Origin of the sequence: Collinsella sp. CLA-ER-H3, assembly GCF_040092425.1 — a bacterium.
GTDB lineage: Bacteria > Actinomycetota > Coriobacteriia > Coriobacteriales > Coriobacteriaceae > Collinsella.
Genome location: NZ_JBBNLP010000014.1, coordinates 1 through 15175 on the forward strand (window position 1 = coordinate 1; position 15175 = coordinate 15175).

The window sequence follows — 15175 nt, forward strand, 5'->3', positions numbered from 1 at the left end:
CCCCCCTTATATCCTATGCCGAGGCTATGCAGGTCGATTTTGCTTCCACGATAGCGCCCATGCTCGCTGACCGCTCTTTGTCCGATAGCCTACTTGGAAAATTGGGCATAGAGAGGCCTAACTTCAAGGATGACGCCGGCTTCGTCGGTCCTTCCACAAAATCGTTGAGATTCAGCCTCGATTCAGTTGAAAACACCGGATCTGAGATCAAGTCCGATCATAAGACGCATCGCACTCGTCGGATTTAGCTTCAGACAATGATGGGACCGTTCATCCCGAACGGTCGCAAACCTGGCGTCAGGGCACGATTTTCGTCGCATTTCAGCGATGATGGGCCTGTGTCCTCCTATTTCACGATGCTCAGATTCCAAAAAGCGGCTATTTGGCCAGCGCCCGCTTTTAGCAATCGACAAAGCGAACGGGGACGTCCATGGGCAACGGTCCACGGGTCGTGACCTTGATCGATCCGAAGCTCGAACTCAGCACCTTCCGATGGGCGATATCGGCGGGCATACGAAAATAGTCCTCACAGTCGATATGTACAGTGCAGGTGGGCCACCCGCCGCATGTGACGACAACCAGCTCCCCCACCCCGGGAACGCTCTCGAGGAATTGACGGACCGTCATCTCGCGGCGAGACGAATCGGCACCCGCATTGCAATCAGTTTCAAACATATATTTGCCTCCGGTTGATCGTTGACGAGGGCGCGTGCGCGCCATTGAGCATGTGTCGTCAAAAGCCCGACCGGAATTCTGTAGCACCCAGTTTACCACTAGCAATCTCACCGGGCCCGATTTCACCTGAACACTTGTTCCTTGCGGGCAGCGGGGACGCCTCCCACGGTAGCGTGAAAACGATAGGTCTAATGAGCGCCGTAGGCGAAAACTGTCACCCCGTGGCACCAAATCGGCAGGCATAGCGTCGATGCCGGCGGTACGTTAGACCATGGGGACGCATGCCCGTAAACGCAGCCAGAAACCCGCGTCCCCTCTCCGGTAACCGAGAGAATGGAGCAGTCATGCGACCTGGAGGAAAGATGAAGGAGTGCGCCGGCAAGCTCTTCCGCCGCATCGGCGCCCGTCTCAAGAAAGGTGCGGTTCTCAGTACCGGTGCGGTGCTCATCGCGAGCCAGGTGCTCTCAGTCGTGCCGGCGCCGACCGCGGCATATGCCGCATCGTCCGAGACGATCACGCGCGGCGAGCGCGTGAACTACGGCGGCTTCTACATGTACAACTCGACGACCTCCGAGGGTACCCCGGCAATCTGCCTCGACCCGATGAAGCGCCACCCGCTCGACGCCACGACGGCCACCGCACAGCTGCCCGTTGAAACCGACTGGACCAGATGCTACACGGGAGGTGGCGGCGATCAGACTCGGATTGACCGCACCGATGGGATGGCGAGGGTCCTCTACTACGGTCCCACGGGTCCTGGTTTCGAGGAGGCGAAGGCAAAGGGCCTGTGGAACTTCAACTGGTACGACGGCACGCCCCTGGACTACAGCAAGATGCTCGCTATCCAGCACATCGCCCTCTCGGCCCTCTCGAAGAGCTCCAGCCAGTACGGCATGCAGGGCACGACGGCCGCGTTCCGCAACTGGTGCTACAGGACCATCCTCTACTATAACGGCAATATCAACGCGGGCACTTTCCTTGCAAATCTGGACAAGTATCTGCCGGGACCCGCGCCCCAGTCCTTCAAGGACACGATCTACCTCGTCAACTACGGTACCGGCACCCAGTGCCTCATCACCTTCCACAACAAGGGCAAGCTGAAGCTCAAGAAGGCGAGCTCCAACCCCGGCATCTCCGGCAACAACCCGTGCTACTCGCTCGACGGCGCGACCTACGGCGTCTACTCCGATTCGGGCTGCACCCAGCAGGTGGGCACGCTCACCTGCAACGCCTCCGGCGACTCAAACGTGATCGATATCGCACCGGGCACCTACTACGTCAAGGAGACCAAGGCGGGAAAGTCCTATGCGCTTGATGAGGGGATCCACAAGGTGAACGTGTCGGGCGGCCAGACGGCGACCGTGAACGTCACCGATGCGCCCCAGAACGACCCTGCCGACATGCTGGTAGCCAAGGTCGATGCCGAGACGGGCAAGGCCTCCCCGCTCGGTGCCGGCACGCTCGCTGGCGCGGAGTTCACCGTCAAGTACTACGACGGCTTCTACACCCAGGAGAACCTGCCCGAGAAGGCCACGAGGACCTGGGTTCTTAAGACCGATGAAGACGGTTTTACGGGTCTTTCTTCTGCCCGTGAAAACCCTGATATCTATTTAAGTTCGGGCGACTCTTTCTATCAGACGGCCGATGGAAAAATGTACACTTTGCCCCTTGGCACGGTAACAATTCAGGAGACGAAGGCCCCCGCCGGCTATCTGCTGAGCGACAGCACCGTCCACCTTCAGCAGATCACCTCGAACACGTCGTCAGAATTCGTCTCGACCTTCGTTGAGCCTAGCGAGGACGCTCCCACCGTGCGCGAGCAGGTGAAGCGCGGGGATATCGCCTTCAACAAGGTGCACGGCGAGGATATGACCGGCCTTGCCGGTGTCCCGTTCAAGATCACGTCCAAGACCACGGGCGAGAGCCACATCGCGATCACCGACGTGAACGGCATCCTTACGACCGAGGCATCCGCCTGCCCGCATACCCAGAACACCAACGGCAACGACGCTGCCCTGAACGCCGACGGCACCGTCGACGAGTCGAAGCTCTCGATTGACAACGGCCTGTGGTTCTCCGGCTCGAAGGACGCCCAGACCGCAGCAGACGATGCGAAGGGCGCGCTGCCATATGACACCTACACCTTCGAGGAGCTCCGCTGCTCTGCGAACGACAGCCTTAACCTCGTCAAGTTCGAGGTGACCGTGAGCCGCGACGCCTACACGATCGATCGCGGCACGGTTGACGACAACCCCATCGAGATAGGCACTACCGCGACCGACGGGGCAGACGGGGACCATAAGCTCCTGGCCTCGAACCAGGCCGAGATCGTCGACTCCGTCTCCTACAAGGGCCTTAAGAAGGGCACCGAGTACGAACTCAAGGGCACCCTCATGGACGCCGAGACTGGAGAGGCCCTGAAGGACACGGCCGGCAAGGAGATCACCGCCACAGCCAAGTTCACCCCGAAGGCATCCAGCGGCAAGCAGAAGGTCAAGTTCAAGTTCGACGCCACGCTTCTCGGGGGCCATAAGGCCGTCGTCTTCGAGCGCCTCTACCTGGACGGCAAGATCCAGGCAACGCATGAGGACCCCGAGGACGAGGACCAGACGGTCGAGTTCCTGCCCGTCGAGATCGGCACGACCGCGACCGATGCGTCCGACGGCGACAAGGCAATCGGTGTCGGCAAGGCCGTGACCGTCGAGGACGAGGTTTCCTATAAGAATCTCGCCATGGGCCGCGAGTACACCGTGACCGGCACGTTGATGGATTCGACTACGGGCGAGCCCCTGACGGACGCAGATGGAAACCCCGTCACGGCGTCCACGTCCTTCGAGCCCGAGGACACCGAGGGCAAGGTCAAGGTAACGTTCTCGGTCGACACCTCGACCCTTTCCAATAAGAAGCTCGTCGTGTTCGAAAAGCTCGAGGCGGACGGCAACGTGATCGCACGCCACGAGGACCTGACCGACGAGGGGCAGACCGTCGAGGTCATCCCGCCCGAGATCAAGACGTCGGCAGCCGATGGCGCCGACGGCGATAAGGAAGTCACGGCTGACGGCAAGGCCACAATCGTCGACACCGTCAAGTACACAGGCCTCGTCCCAGGCACCAAATACGAACTCCAGGGCACCCTCATGGACGCCGAGACCGGAGAGGCGCTGAAGGGCGCGGACGGCAAGGATATCACCGCTTCGGCCAAGTTCACGCCGCAGGCCCAGGACGGCTCTCAGGACGTGACCTTTACCTTCGATGCGAGCGCGCTCGGCGGCGCGAAGACCGTAGTTTTCGAGAAGCTGTTCGTTGACGGAACCCTTATCGGCTCGCACGAGGACCCGACCGACAAGGACCAGACGGTCGAGATCTACCCGAGCCTCAAGACCACTGCGGCCACGATCCAAGGCAGCAAGGTCGTGAAGCCCGAGGACGAGGTCGCAATCGTCGACACCGTCCACCTCAAGGGCCTGCGTCCCGGCCAGAGCTACACCCTCACGGCCTCGATCAACAAGAAGGCAGACGGCACGCAGCTCACGCTCACGGACGTGAAGGACGTCTCGACCCTTACCGGCAACGGCGTCCAGAAGGGTTCCGATAGCGCAGAATCCAGTAGCGACCTCTCCAAGGCTCTCGTCGACGTCACCGGAACCGGTTCGTTCGTCAACATCCCCAAGGGAGCCAAGCTCTCCAAGAACGAAGACGGGACCTATACGCTCACTGTGCCGGGCGCGACGAAGGACGCGGCCGACATCGTGACGAAGCTGAGCGGCGGTCAGGTGAAGCTCGTACCCTCCGAGTCGAGCGACAAGGCCGACGGCGCCGGTACGACAAACGATGCCGAGTCGACCGGCAAGGATTCCGCCCTGGGTACCTACGAGGTCATCGCCAACGGACAGGTGCGCTTCACCCCTGCCGTCTCAGACCTCGACGTGGACGTCCCCATGGTGTTCAAGGCCTCCGACGTCGCGGGGCAGCAGGCGGTCGTATTCGAGAGCCTGCAACGCGAGACTGACGGCAAGGAGATCTCAAAGGAGACCGACCTCCAGGACACCGACCAGACCATCGATATCGAGAACACCCCCGAGGGCAAGAACCTCGAGCAGACCGGCAACTGGGTGCTCTATGCGGCGATCGCCGCCGGAGTGGCGGCCTGCATCGCCGGTATCGTCCTGGTCTTCCGCAAGCGCAAGAACTAAGGCTCAATCGCTATATTGCAGAAGGGCCCCGCTCGCACGAGCGGGGCCCTTCTGCTTTTGAAAGGGGCCGTCGGGTTATAAGGGAGTTTGTTATGCGGCTCGAATGGGATGCGACTATGAATGCGGGATATTCTCGTGGTCGAATACGCCGACCATGCGGATTCGGCGGTTTCTCTCACGGATAAAATACACGACCAGGACATCGTCGTCGTAGGTATGGGCCTCACGGTGTTTGCCGTCAGAATAGGGCGGATGGACGAGAACGTGGTCGTCCCATCCGCTTTCCTCTATCATGCCGGTGCGACCGAGTTCGTCAATACATCCCTTGACCGCGTTGACGACTTCCACGTATTCGGCATGGGAGTATTTCGGCTTCAGCACGACGAGCGTTTTCCAAAAGGAGGCGGGAACCTTGACCTCGTAGCGGTTCACTGTCCGACCTCCTCGGGCTCGATGCCCATCTCCGCAAGTATGTCTGCCGGTATCTCGAGCGGGTCCTCCCCGGAATCGTCCTCAATCAAACCGTACTCCTGGGCCTCGGCACGAAGCATCGCCACGCGCACTTCCTCCGAGTAGAGGCGGCCGGATGGCGATGAGAACAGGCCGTCGAAAGGCGTCCTGCCGGTCTGAGCAACCTGGTTGACCATAATGCGCATCGCATACGGCGTCGTGAGACCGCTCCTGGCGAAAGCCCTGTCCGCTCGATCCTTCACCTCATCGGGGACATTCAGCTGTATCAGTGCCATATACATCACCTCTCAATATGATAATGACATACTATTGCATAATCATAGTACCCAAAAGCCTTTCGTTTAGATGCGCTGTTGCCGCCTTGATATCCCATTTCCATGTGTTCACCCTTGGGATAGGCGGCAAAGCTCACATCAGGCCGACAAGGTGTAACAGGATATCGCGAGCCAGGCGCAGGAGCGCACCAAGCAGCACGAACAGCCCGACTCCCCTATAAAGACATGTGCTCTTCCCGAAGTACATCGGCCGGATTATCAGGAGCAGGGCAAAGTAAAATCGACCGAATAGCGATATTGCATAGAACAAATTCAGACCAGGTTCCATAAAGCCAGTCTATCTATTCCGCTTTGGGGCTATTTCGTGGCGCCGCATCCGGAACACCGGTAGCCGGTAAGGACCTGCTTGGTTCCAGTCTGCACCTGATACGTCTCCTGATGCGTCACCGCTTCATGATGAACGGTTGTGTAATCATCCACGGTGTAGTACGAAACGGGCGTCCCAGCCATTGCCATTTTCTTGCAATAAGCAGCAAGAGCGGCATTGTCGTAGAAAACAGAACCATCTGAGCAAACAGCATGCGAGCCACTTAGAACCTGCTCATCCCATGCGTCCTGGTCTACAACAGTTCGAGTACGAGTCTCGTATACGGGGTCGTTGCGGTACTGCGCCTGCCACGTATGCTCATGGGACGGCTTGCTGGAGGAGCCGGAAGAGGGCTTGGAGTCGGATTTTGACGGCGCGGAGCCGGAGCCCGTGGACGGCTTTGCCGTATCAGCCTTCTTTTCCTCGGCCTTCGCGGCGCTGTCGGCGGCGGCGTCCTTCTTCTCCTCTACCTTCTCCTTGTCGGCGGCGGGGGCCTTCGACGCGTTGTCCGTGACCTTGTTCACCACGTCCTTGCCGGCATCCCCCGTGAGCGTGCTGTCGCCCTTGGAGACGGCATCGTTCACCTTGTCGAGGACCTTGTCGATGTCGTCCTGGGTGACGTCCCCGGCGGGCTTGGTCTCGCCGGTGAACTCGGTGGAGCCGGAGCCCTTCTGGTCGCCCGAGACGGCCTGCTCGCCGCCGCCTGCGGGGGTGGTGATGGAGCCGTCGGGGTTGATGATGGGGATCGCGGAGATCTCCCAGGTGCCCTCGGTGAGGCGCACGCTGTCCTTGCCCTCGATGGCGTCGGAGGCAGATGTGGCATGGTAGAACTCGCTGCCCTTGTCGTCGCCGTCGGTGCAGACGTAGCGGGTGATGAGGGGCGAGGACTCGGCCGTTACGCCTTCGGCCTCGATCTTGACGGCCCAGTCGACGGTTTGGTCGGTCTTCTCGGACACCTGCTTCTTGCCGCCGTCGCTATCGGCCTCGATCTTGGTGATCTCGGACTCCGGGGCGAAGACGCCGGTCGCCCATGCGCCCCCGAGCCCGAGCCCCGCGACGACGAGAGCGACGGCCGCGCCGATGGCAACCTTGCGCTTCAGGGGCAACTTGTTGCCATCGCCTCCATCGGGTACAAGGTTCGGGCCCTGGCCGTCGTAATTGTTGAGGTTGTTCTCATCCATGATGCTACCTTTCTCTAATCCCCTATCGGATTGTATTTTACCGTTCGGACATGATGATCTCGGCCACGCGGTCGACCCGGACGCCGGCGCGGACCATCTCCAGTGCAGTCACTATGCGCGCCTTCTGTACGGGCCCCAGGGAGCGGATCGTCTTGGTCTCGGACAGCCCCAGCGCGCGGAGTAGCGTCCTCGCACCAACCGCCCCTACACCGGGGCAATTCTTGAGGAACGCGAACATTCTGATTTTAGCTGCGACGCTACCCTCATCGTTGAGGACGTCGACTGGACCGATCTCCCCCGCCTTGAGGCGCTCCTTAAGGGCTGCGCGTTCGCGGCGCACTTCGACAGAGCGTTCTCGACCCTGGTCTGATATTTGCTTTGAGTAGCGGAATGATTCATTCGGCATGGCACCGTCTCCTTAAATCCCTATCGCGGACTGATGGGCGCCTTTCATAGCGGCGCATTGACGGTGCTGATCACCTTAAACCACTTATACCCCATGACGGGCGCAAAAACAAGAATCTTTGGCCTTCTTCCGGTAAGGGGCACCTCTTTTACGGCCGTTGTAGGGCATTTGGAGGCGCGTGTCCTGCTGGGGAATTGCAAAGCTATTGTCGGGCATGCAAAGATCCTAGTATATAAAGTAGGTAAGCACTTGATATCGAAGGATGAGTAATGATTATCTCCTCAAACAAGATGCAGACGCTCAAGGCTGCGCCGAACTCCGCCTATGAGGTCATCCTTCCGGAGTACCTCTACCAGTCGAATAAGATCGAAGGATCTACCTTCACGCTCAATCAGATCGACACCTTCTATGCAACGAATAGAGTGACCGGAGACCACGACTTTGACGACATCATTGAAACCAAGAATTCCTTCAAGATGTTTGACCGGATGGTCGACACACTCGGGGTCGAGCTGACACCGGAACTCCTTATTGAATTCGAGACGATCCTTCACAAGGGAACGACCATGGCGGGCAATGGGGAAAGCGGGCATTTCAAATACATTCCCAACCGTATCAGAAACAGTTCGGTACAGGTCGCCCTCCCGAGCGAAATACCGACCGCCATACCGCAGCTGCTCGCCGAATGGGATGGCTGCCCAAAGGACTTTGAGGCGATCTCCCGTTTCCACGCAAGGTTCGAGCATCTGCATCCGTTCCAAGACGGTAACGGACGAATCGGGCGCCTCATTATGATGAAGCAGTGCATCGAAAACGGAGTCGACCTTATCGTCATTGACGAAGGCAATGCGGACGCATACAAGAGCTGGATGGAGATCGCGCAGACTCAGGGCGACTTCCGCCTCTTTGATGAGGTTCTTCGGAAGTGCCAATCTTCTTTTGACGCCAGGATGCACGAGATGGGGGCTGACTATCTCATCCAACACACTCCTGAGACTCTTGAGGAAGGAAAGCGTTCAATCGACCCTTCCACTCCGTCGGCCGCTAAGATCCAGGCAGACTTACGGCCTCTCGAAGATAGGGGTTGAGCAGCTGGCGTGCTCATGAGTGAGGGGCTAAAACCCCATGGCGTATAAATTACGATTTAGCGGCCAGACGAATATGCGCATTGTAGAGGCGCTATACCCGGACCGTAGCTGAGACTCGGGGCTAAGAGCAGACGCAAAGATTTAGGCTCTGTTAGACAAAGATTGGCATAGGTGACTTTGAAGGTCGAAGTCGTTATTCCATGAATTGAAGCCAGTCCATATTGATACGTACATGGATATGGACTGGCTTTGCTGGGCTATAAATAGTATGTCGTATTCACAGTTCAAATATACGTTATTGGGAAACTAGACTAGGTTTATGTGGCTGTATCTTGGCTCAATGTCCAGCTGACCCAGCATAGGCGTGTCATTCAACTTGGCCACTTCGTCTGCAAGTGTAGACGTTCCCTTTATGAGACGGTTGATGTAAGGCTGGAGTTTTTTTCTAGATTTATCTGATAGCTTAGGAATCTTGATATTCAGAAGTGCGTTATCGGGAATCTCCGCAAGCCCATCTGACCCCGTAGCAAGTCCACGCATTTGGCTGTTCCAGCTTTCCGTTGTTAGATAGGCTACAAGGTCAGTCAAACACTCTTCAGATCCAACCTTCATTCTGATTCTCTTGCAACCGTTCGTGACGATTCCATTTTTCAATGAATCCGGGACAATAAACCATTTATCCACAGATGACCAAATGCCTCCAACAAAAATATCTTTAGGACGAGCAAGATGCTTGGCTCTCGAGGGCAGTTGCCAACCCATTAGAGCGCTTGGCCAAAAAGAGCCATTTGAAATGTGCGAAATATCGATATAGTTGTATTTTTCAGAAGATTTGATCTTCAGCTTTTTGCCGTTATCGTAAATTCCCTCCTGAATAACGTCTGCTATATCACCCAACGTGTAGTGATCTTTTTCCTGAATCCTCCTTAAATGGAGTTGATTTTTCTCACACCAGTATTTCGGATCAAGCGAAAGACTTTCTGAGTTCAAAATTCTATGAAGGGGTATGGCCCAACCGGTTCCATCGGTATAGCAATCTCTTCGACCGGTCAAAAGCCATGGATGATCAAGCGCCGCAGCCGAATTAAGGACACCCATGCGAACCTTCTCAAAATCAGCGTCAACGATCAGGTTTCCCTCAGCATCCACCATCAGTGCTCCGTCACTTTGATCACGAAGGTAGGTAGTCTCCTGCCGCTTGTTGCCCGCAGACCAACCCAGCTTATCAATTACCTGAAAAGCTATAGATGAGTCCTCCAAGTCCTTTAGGCTTTCGGCCTCTTGCTCAAGCGAATCCATAAACACGATGCTTGCACTCACATCGGCCCCGCTTGATTTAAATGCGAAGCGAGGAAGGGCGATAATTGCGGCGATGCTAACTTTTCTCAGTAGCCACTCTCTGAATGTTCGAAACTTTGAGCTTGTATTTCCTAAATATCCATTAGGGAGAATCAAAGCAATTCTGCCGCCCGTTTTTCTGCAAAGCCGGACACACGCCTCTGCAAAGAGAATACCGAGCTCCTGCTTACTTTCTAATTCCCCTATCTTAAGTTGGCCATCTTCGACCTTGATAGAATGCCCAAGGTCGAATTTGGAAAGAACCTCGGATCTTCTTTCCACTATTTTTGCGCCAAAGGGTGGATTGCATATAACAACGTCGAATCTGCCAGAAATTTCCGATATCGAAATAAGCGAATCCATTTGTTTGATATTTGACTTGCCATCGCCATTTAAAACCATGTTCAATACGGCGACCTGGACTGCATTTGAACTGCTGTCGAACCCAAACACTGAATCAGCGTAACCTGGGTTGTATTGCTTTCCATATCTAAATGTACCGACTAGGAAATCTGCAGATCCGCATGCGGGATCGCATGTCAGTTCACCGAATTGGGGATTAATGATTTCGACAACAAAGTCAGAGATCCTGGTTGGCGTAAAATACTGCGCCATATCCCATTTGTATAAATCTTTAGCAAATTTCATATAAAACGTCTGAACTACGTCTCTGTTAGAAGCGGTGATTTTGTATGGTGCCAAAATTGCTACGATTTCGCTAAGAGTAGAGCTGTCCAAGTTCAACTTGACCGATATCTCATTCGGCAGGTGGGTCTGATAGAAATTGACAGCCTTTTTTACGAGAGATGACACATTCCCGTATGCAGTCTCGGCACTAATTCCAAGGGCATTGAAGTCCTGAAATTCCAAAGGATCGTCTGTCCGCGTCTCAAAGGCGTGCTCATCGAAAATTTTAGCTAGCAGCAGTTGAAAAATTACCTCATATCGCCTTTCTTTGGATAGTCCCGCGCCATGAAGAACGTCTTCAATTTTTGCAAAGACGTTTAACAAGGAGGGGCACGGTCCGATTGAGGAATAGGTCAACGGCTTGATTTGGACTTTATTGCCGAATTTAGGTAGTGCAGAAAGAGAAGCCTCGTGAGATTCGATTTTATTCCCTGAATATGTATGCCAAAACACTCGGACCGAGTCGCTGGACCAGAATAATCCGACCGCATCAGTGCGCTTTGCAAAATCGAGCATAGGTGAAACCTGTGTCTGTTTAACCCAAGACTCTTTGCTGCTATCTCTTTTAACTTCACAAAGAAGAACGGCATGCTTCAAGACTTCGTCGACATCGTTTGACACATCGCAGGCGCGAACATCGAGAACGACGAAATCACATCTGAAGGAATTCCGGCCATTGTTACCGAAGCGTTTTTGGACAACTTCGATTCTAAAGTTAGCCTTTGGGTATCCAAAGGCTATTAGGTATTTGATGGCCCTCACACGTTGATATTCCTCATTAGGCGTCAGTCCATCTTTGCTTCTTCCGCTATTTTTCAGTTTGCCTCGAATGGGGCATGTGAGCGAGTATAGCTCAGTCATTTACTTGCTCGCTTTCATCAACCCTATGTGTAACTTTCATCTCAAACGGCATGCCACCCTCGCGGATCACCGCGCGGAGGAACATATTCATCGCGGTGGACATGGAGAGACCGAGCTCGTCGAGGATGGCGGATGCCTCCCTCTTCACCTCCGGCTCTATCCTGATGGTGGTTGCTGGTATGTTCGACGGCATGGCGGCTCCTATCTCTCTTGTATACCACGGTGCCACCATTTTAGCGGACTATACCGCCCGCGAGACCCAGTAGTCCATATAGTGCGGTAGGACGTTGAACATGTCGCGGATGAGGTCGAGCATGTACCGTTGGCGAGCTGACGGGCGGGCGTGCGGCTCCGCAGTGCGGGAGTCAATCACCATGAAGGTCCGGCACCGCTTGAACCAGGCAAGGTAGGCATCAAGGCACTTCATCGAAACGCCCCTGAACGGCTCCACGAAGATCCTTTGTGCTGCTTATTCATTGGGTTTCCCCCCAATTCAGTTTTCTCGGACTGCTTGCGTTCAATCCATTCGTGGATCAAGGTGGCCACGGTTGTGTCGCGCTCAGCCGCCATCGTCTTTAAGACATTCTTTCGCAAATTAAAACGCTACGGTAACGACTCCCGCCGATCGCAGAAGAGCATGTCACCAACGTGATAACAGATTCAGAGCTGGCATAGCTCGACTTCGCATTAGCGCACTCGGCCAGTGAATTGAGCCAGGCGTCGAAATCTGATTCCCCAGCAAAATCAAACCTGAGCAGCAAGTCATAGCTCATCGGCACCCTTAAGCCGTATAGGGGCGTATAGCAAGAGGCTTTGCCATCCTTTTCTTTGAAGGTCACAGTACCGATACTTGAAAAACAGTCCTTTCGATAGCAATTCTGGAGTGCACTAAACGCCAGAGATCCGATTCCCATGTTGTGGCCGTAGACAAGCATGTTCGAGCTTTCTGGCGACGACCCCTCTGCAATGTACGGACAACCGGAGAAAGATGGTGTGCGATCGAAACCGTGATTGAGATAGAAGCCCTTCGGGTCACCTTGCCGGCATGAGACAACAGGGGTCGAGATCGAGGTTCCTTCAACGGTGAGCCAGCCGGCATAGTCCGGGTTCTCATCTGCAAGAGACTGTCCACCGTCTTCTGACTGCGCCTTCTGCTCAGCCGTATTTGTAATCACAGTCTCCCTTACAACTTCCGCGCCTAGGCATATGAAGATAAGCACGGAAGTCACGAGAACGCCTACCGCCATCTTTATGGCGACAGAGTGTTTAACGCTCAATGCGGCGCGTTCACATTTTCGATCGAAGCGCCTTTTCGCAAACTCGCTGAATGGACCTATAAGGGGAATCATCCCTTCTTCTCCTTAATATGCTCCTTAACGCCCGGCCACCCCATGGCTCTTTCAGACGAATATTCCTCATCTCCGCGGAAACGCTTGACCTGGAAACCGCAACCGGACGCAAGTACGAACGATCCGTCTCTATACTCCCAGCTGTTAGACTCACAGACGATGGATTTTCCGGATTTAGATAGCTTCAATGCGCTGCCACAGAGCGGACAGGCCCCGTATTTCTTGAGATTCTTCTCATGGACACGCCTCTTGGCACACTCTATGACAATCGTTGCATCCCTTTTGGTAAGGTTATCGAAATCCAGGTCGCCTGCAGAGTCGCCCAAGAGCCTCCGTATAAAAGTCAGCTGTGGTTCCGAGGCGGGATCTTCGGCCCATTTTGCCGCGCGTTCGCGGTCCCAAAGAGCTCTATCATGCGAGGTCTCATAGTTTGACTCGAGCCAAAGGAGAATGTCCTGTTCGGCAACGTCAAGCGACCTGTAATACCTTCGCTGGGTCTCCCCCAGCTTCATAAGGTCCGCGGTGCAGCAATCGAGAAGATCCGGTTTATATAGCGTGACCTGCCACCCTCTATCGGACGCGCCGGGACCGGCGATATTGCGATCGCCGTTGTAGTGGATAACCCATGCGATGGACCCCGTCGAAGAAAGCACGTTGACCTTGCGCGACGAGAGAACCCAACCGGAGGGACAATCTTCCACCCCCTCGATCCTTCTTCCCAAATCGAGAAGCGAGCCATCGAGCTGCTTCTTGCCGACCCTATCGGGAAAATCCCTTTCGTTGAGTCCGAACAGCGTTGGCGGCGTGCATATACTCTTGTCATCCGAGACGCCCAGACAGTCGATAAGCCGAAGGGACTTCTTTTGATAGCCGGTGACAGGATCGGTGTAGAGTCTCAGCCCTCGCCCGACCATCTGTGTGTAGAGGGATGGGTTCTTCGTCGGTCGGGCCAGCAATACGGTCTCGATAAGAGGCATATCAGTGCCCTCGGTAAATACCCCGTAGTTGATGAGGCATGGAATCTCCCGCGCCGTAAATGCATCGATGATCTGCCGGCGTTCATCCGCCGGCGTGTTTCCATCGACCACCACGGATCCGGGAATGAGCTCAGCCAATGAATAGGCATGGTGAACGCTCGATGCAAATACGAGCGTCTGGCCTATATGGAGCCCATCGTATGCAGCCGCGACCTGTCGATTCGTCTCTGGGCGGTCAACGCGCTTCGCGAGTTCACTCACTCGGAAATCGCCCATTCCGGTGCGCACACCCTTCGTCGACCAGTCCACGATGGTCCTGCGGCAGTCAATATCACAAAGATAGCCGTTGGCGATTCCCCAACGCAGGTCTTTCTGAAAAACGATATCGTCGAAAACCGCTCCGAGCCCTCGGTCGTCTCCCCTTCTCGGCGTCGCGGTAAACCCGATGTGGAGGCGAGGCCTCAGATAGTCGTAGATCTTTCGATAGGACGGTGCCAGGGCATGGTGAGCCTCATCGGTGATAACCATGTCGAAGTCGCCGGGTTTAAACTCCTTTTGGAGTCGATTTACGAGCGTCTGGACCGAAGCCGAGACGACCTCCTCGCCATGCGAGTGGCGCTCGGCCTTTTCTATGCCGACCGGGCAGCTGTAGTATTTAACTGGCTGGGTCACAAGCTCCTCGCGATGGGAGAGAAGCAGAACCCTGCCCTTCCTTGCGATTTTGCTGAAAGTCACGGTTTTACCGAGCCCTGTGGCCATCTGCACGAGATGCGATCCGCTCCCGAGAGAATCGCAGATATCCACGCACTCCTGCTGGTAGTCCCTGAGAACAAGCTCATCGGGTGACATTGCTCCAGCCCTCCTCAACGGTAAGCCCCTCCACGCCTGCCGCCAATCCGTTGACGAGCGCGGCGTGCGCGGCAGGGCCCATGGCAATTACCTTTTCGATGAGCTTCTGAATGTTGTCGAAATACCAATCCTCGTTCATCAGGCAGGCGTCATCGTTGAAGCCCAGGCGATCTGGCAGCGTGATAGATAGACCGCAATCGAAATCAGACAGAGGGTCGCGCGTGAGGAGGGCAAGACCATGGGACTCGACGAGAAGGGCCCTCGCTAGGTCGTCCGAGCTCACGACAAGCATCCTGTCGCACAGCTCGCGATACTCGTCATTATCGCCCCCGGGCATCTTATAACTCCTATCAAGAAATATGCCGTTGTCGGGGTTGGAAATATCGAGATACTCGCGCTGGAGTGAGACACCTGATTCAAAAGACGGATCTGGCATATGCACCTCGTCGATACATCCC

13 protein-coding genes are annotated in these 15175 nt (G+C 55.5%); 3 read left to right on the forward strand and 10 right to left on the reverse strand.

Annotated features, from left to right (window positions below; all coding sequences use genetic code 11):
• Positions 1-248 (forward strand): hypothetical protein (locus tag AAAX32_RS09565; protein ID WP_349100670.1); only part of this gene is annotated, 248 nt, incomplete at its 5' end.
• Between the two features lie 151 nt (positions 249-399).
• Here AAAX32_RS09565 and AAAX32_RS09570 read toward each other — a convergent pair.
• Positions 400-675, reverse strand: a complete 276-nt coding sequence (locus tag AAAX32_RS09570; RefSeq protein WP_349100671.1) for a hypothetical protein — start codon at positions 673-675, stop codon at positions 400-402.
• Positions 676-1019: 344 nt separating this feature from the next.
• Here AAAX32_RS09570 and AAAX32_RS09575 point away from each other — a divergent pair, with 344 nt between their 5' ends.
• A complete protein-coding gene (locus AAAX32_RS09575; RefSeq protein ID WP_349100672.1) occupies positions 1020-4868 on the forward strand; it encodes a VaFE repeat-containing surface-anchored protein in 3849 nt (1282 codons plus the stop codon).
• 114 nt (positions 4869-4982) lie between these two features.
• On the opposite strand, the gene AAAX32_RS09580 is transcribed toward AAAX32_RS09575, so the two are convergent.
• From AAAX32_RS09580 to AAAX32_RS09595, 4 genes are all read right to left on the reverse strand, one after another.
• Complete coding sequence (locus tag AAAX32_RS09580; protein WP_349100673.1) at positions 4983-5300, reverse strand: hypothetical protein; 318 nt, start codon at positions 5298-5300, stop codon at positions 4983-4985.
• A complete protein-coding gene (locus tag AAAX32_RS09585; RefSeq protein WP_349100674.1) occupies positions 5297-5614 on the reverse strand; it encodes a type II toxin-antitoxin system RelB/DinJ family antitoxin in 318 nt (105 codons plus the stop codon). The genes AAAX32_RS09580 and AAAX32_RS09585 overlap by 4 nt, the downstream gene beginning before the upstream one ends.
• A gap of 357 nt (positions 5615-5971) precedes the next feature.
• Positions 5972-7162, reverse strand: a complete 1191-nt coding sequence (locus tag AAAX32_RS09590; protein ID WP_349100675.1) for a hypothetical protein — start codon at positions 7160-7162, stop codon at positions 5972-5974.
• A 37-nt stretch (positions 7163-7199) separates the two neighbouring features.
• Complete coding sequence (locus tag AAAX32_RS09595) at positions 7200-7568, reverse strand: hypothetical protein (protein WP_349100676.1); 369 nt, start codon at positions 7566-7568, stop codon at positions 7200-7202.
• Positions 7569-7837: 269 nt separating this feature from the next.
• Between AAAX32_RS09595 and AAAX32_RS09600 the strand changes: the two genes are divergently transcribed.
• Positions 7838-8656 carry a Fic family protein gene (locus tag AAAX32_RS09600; RefSeq protein ID WP_349100677.1) on the forward strand — a complete coding sequence of 273 codons (819 nt, stop codon included), beginning with the start codon at positions 7838-7840 and terminating at the stop codon, positions 8654-8656.
• A gap of 306 nt (positions 8657-8962) precedes the next feature.
• On the opposite strand, the gene AAAX32_RS09605 is transcribed toward AAAX32_RS09600, so the two are convergent.
• From AAAX32_RS09605 to AAAX32_RS09625, 5 genes are all read right to left on the reverse strand, one after another.
• Positions 8963-11542, reverse strand: coding sequence for an N-6 DNA methylase (locus AAAX32_RS09605; protein WP_349100678.1), 2580 nt, complete (start codon positions 11540-11542; stop codon positions 8963-8965).
• On the reverse strand, positions 11535-11735 hold the full coding sequence (locus AAAX32_RS09610) for a type II toxin-antitoxin system RelB/DinJ family antitoxin (RefSeq protein WP_349100679.1): 201 nt from the start codon (positions 11733-11735) through the stop codon (positions 11535-11537). The genes AAAX32_RS09605 and AAAX32_RS09610 overlap by 8 nt, the downstream gene beginning before the upstream one ends.
• A 382-nt stretch (positions 11736-12117) precedes the next feature.
• Positions 12118-12891 (reverse strand): class B sortase, encoded by a 774-nt coding sequence (locus tag AAAX32_RS09615; RefSeq protein ID WP_349100680.1) that lies wholly within the window; start codon positions 12889-12891, stop codon positions 12118-12120.
• Complete coding sequence (locus AAAX32_RS09620; RefSeq protein ID WP_349100681.1) at positions 12888-14717, reverse strand: DEAD/DEAH box helicase; 1830 nt, start codon at positions 14715-14717, stop codon at positions 12888-12890. The genes AAAX32_RS09615 and AAAX32_RS09620 overlap by 4 nt, the downstream gene beginning before the upstream one ends.
• On the reverse strand, positions 14704-15054 hold the full coding sequence (locus tag AAAX32_RS09625) for a hypothetical protein (protein ID WP_349100682.1): 351 nt from the start codon (positions 15052-15054) through the stop codon (positions 14704-14706). Before AAAX32_RS09625 ends, AAAX32_RS09620 begins: the two co-directional genes overlap by 14 nt.
• Positions 15055-15175 lie beyond the last annotated feature (121 nt).

Excerpts from the sequence above, each read along its gene's own strand:
- AAAX32_RS09570 (WP_349100671.1), bottom strand. The coding sequence starts at position 675 with ATGTTTGAAACTGATTGCAATGCGGGTGCCGATTCGTCTCGCCGCGAG.
- AAAX32_RS09575 (WP_349100672.1), top strand. The coding sequence starts at position 1,020 with ATGCGACCTGGAGGAAAGATGAAGGAGTGCGCCGGCAAGCTCTTCCGC.
- AAAX32_RS09585 (WP_349100674.1), bottom strand. The coding sequence starts at position 5,614 with ATGGCACTGATACAGCTGAATGTCCCCGATGAGGTGAAGGATCGAGCG.
- AAAX32_RS09590 (WP_349100675.1), bottom strand. The coding sequence starts at position 7,162 with ATGGATGAGAACAACCTCAACAATTACGACGGCCAGGGCCCGAACCTT.
- AAAX32_RS09595 (WP_349100676.1), bottom strand. The coding sequence starts at position 7,568 with ATGCCGAATGAATCATTCCGCTACTCAAAGCAAATATCAGACCAGGGT.
- AAAX32_RS09600 (WP_349100677.1), top strand. The coding sequence starts at position 7,838 with ATGATTATCTCCTCAAACAAGATGCAGACGCTCAAGGCTGCGCCGAAC.
- AAAX32_RS09605 (WP_349100678.1), bottom strand. The coding sequence starts at position 11,542 with ATGACTGAGCTATACTCGCTCACATGCCCCATTCGAGGCAAACTGAAA.
- AAAX32_RS09610 (WP_349100679.1), bottom strand. The coding sequence starts at position 11,735 with ATGCCGTCGAACATACCAGCAACCACCATCAGGATAGAGCCGGAGGTG.
- AAAX32_RS09615 (WP_349100680.1), bottom strand. The coding sequence starts at position 12,891 with ATGATTCCCCTTATAGGTCCATTCAGCGAGTTTGCGAAAAGGCGCTTC.
- AAAX32_RS09620 (WP_349100681.1), bottom strand. The coding sequence starts at position 14,717 with ATGTCACCCGATGAGCTTGTTCTCAGGGACTACCAGCAGGAGTGCGTG.
- AAAX32_RS09625 (WP_349100682.1), bottom strand. The coding sequence starts at position 15,054 with ATGCCCGGGGGCGATAATGACGAGTATCGCGAGCTGTGCGACAGGATG.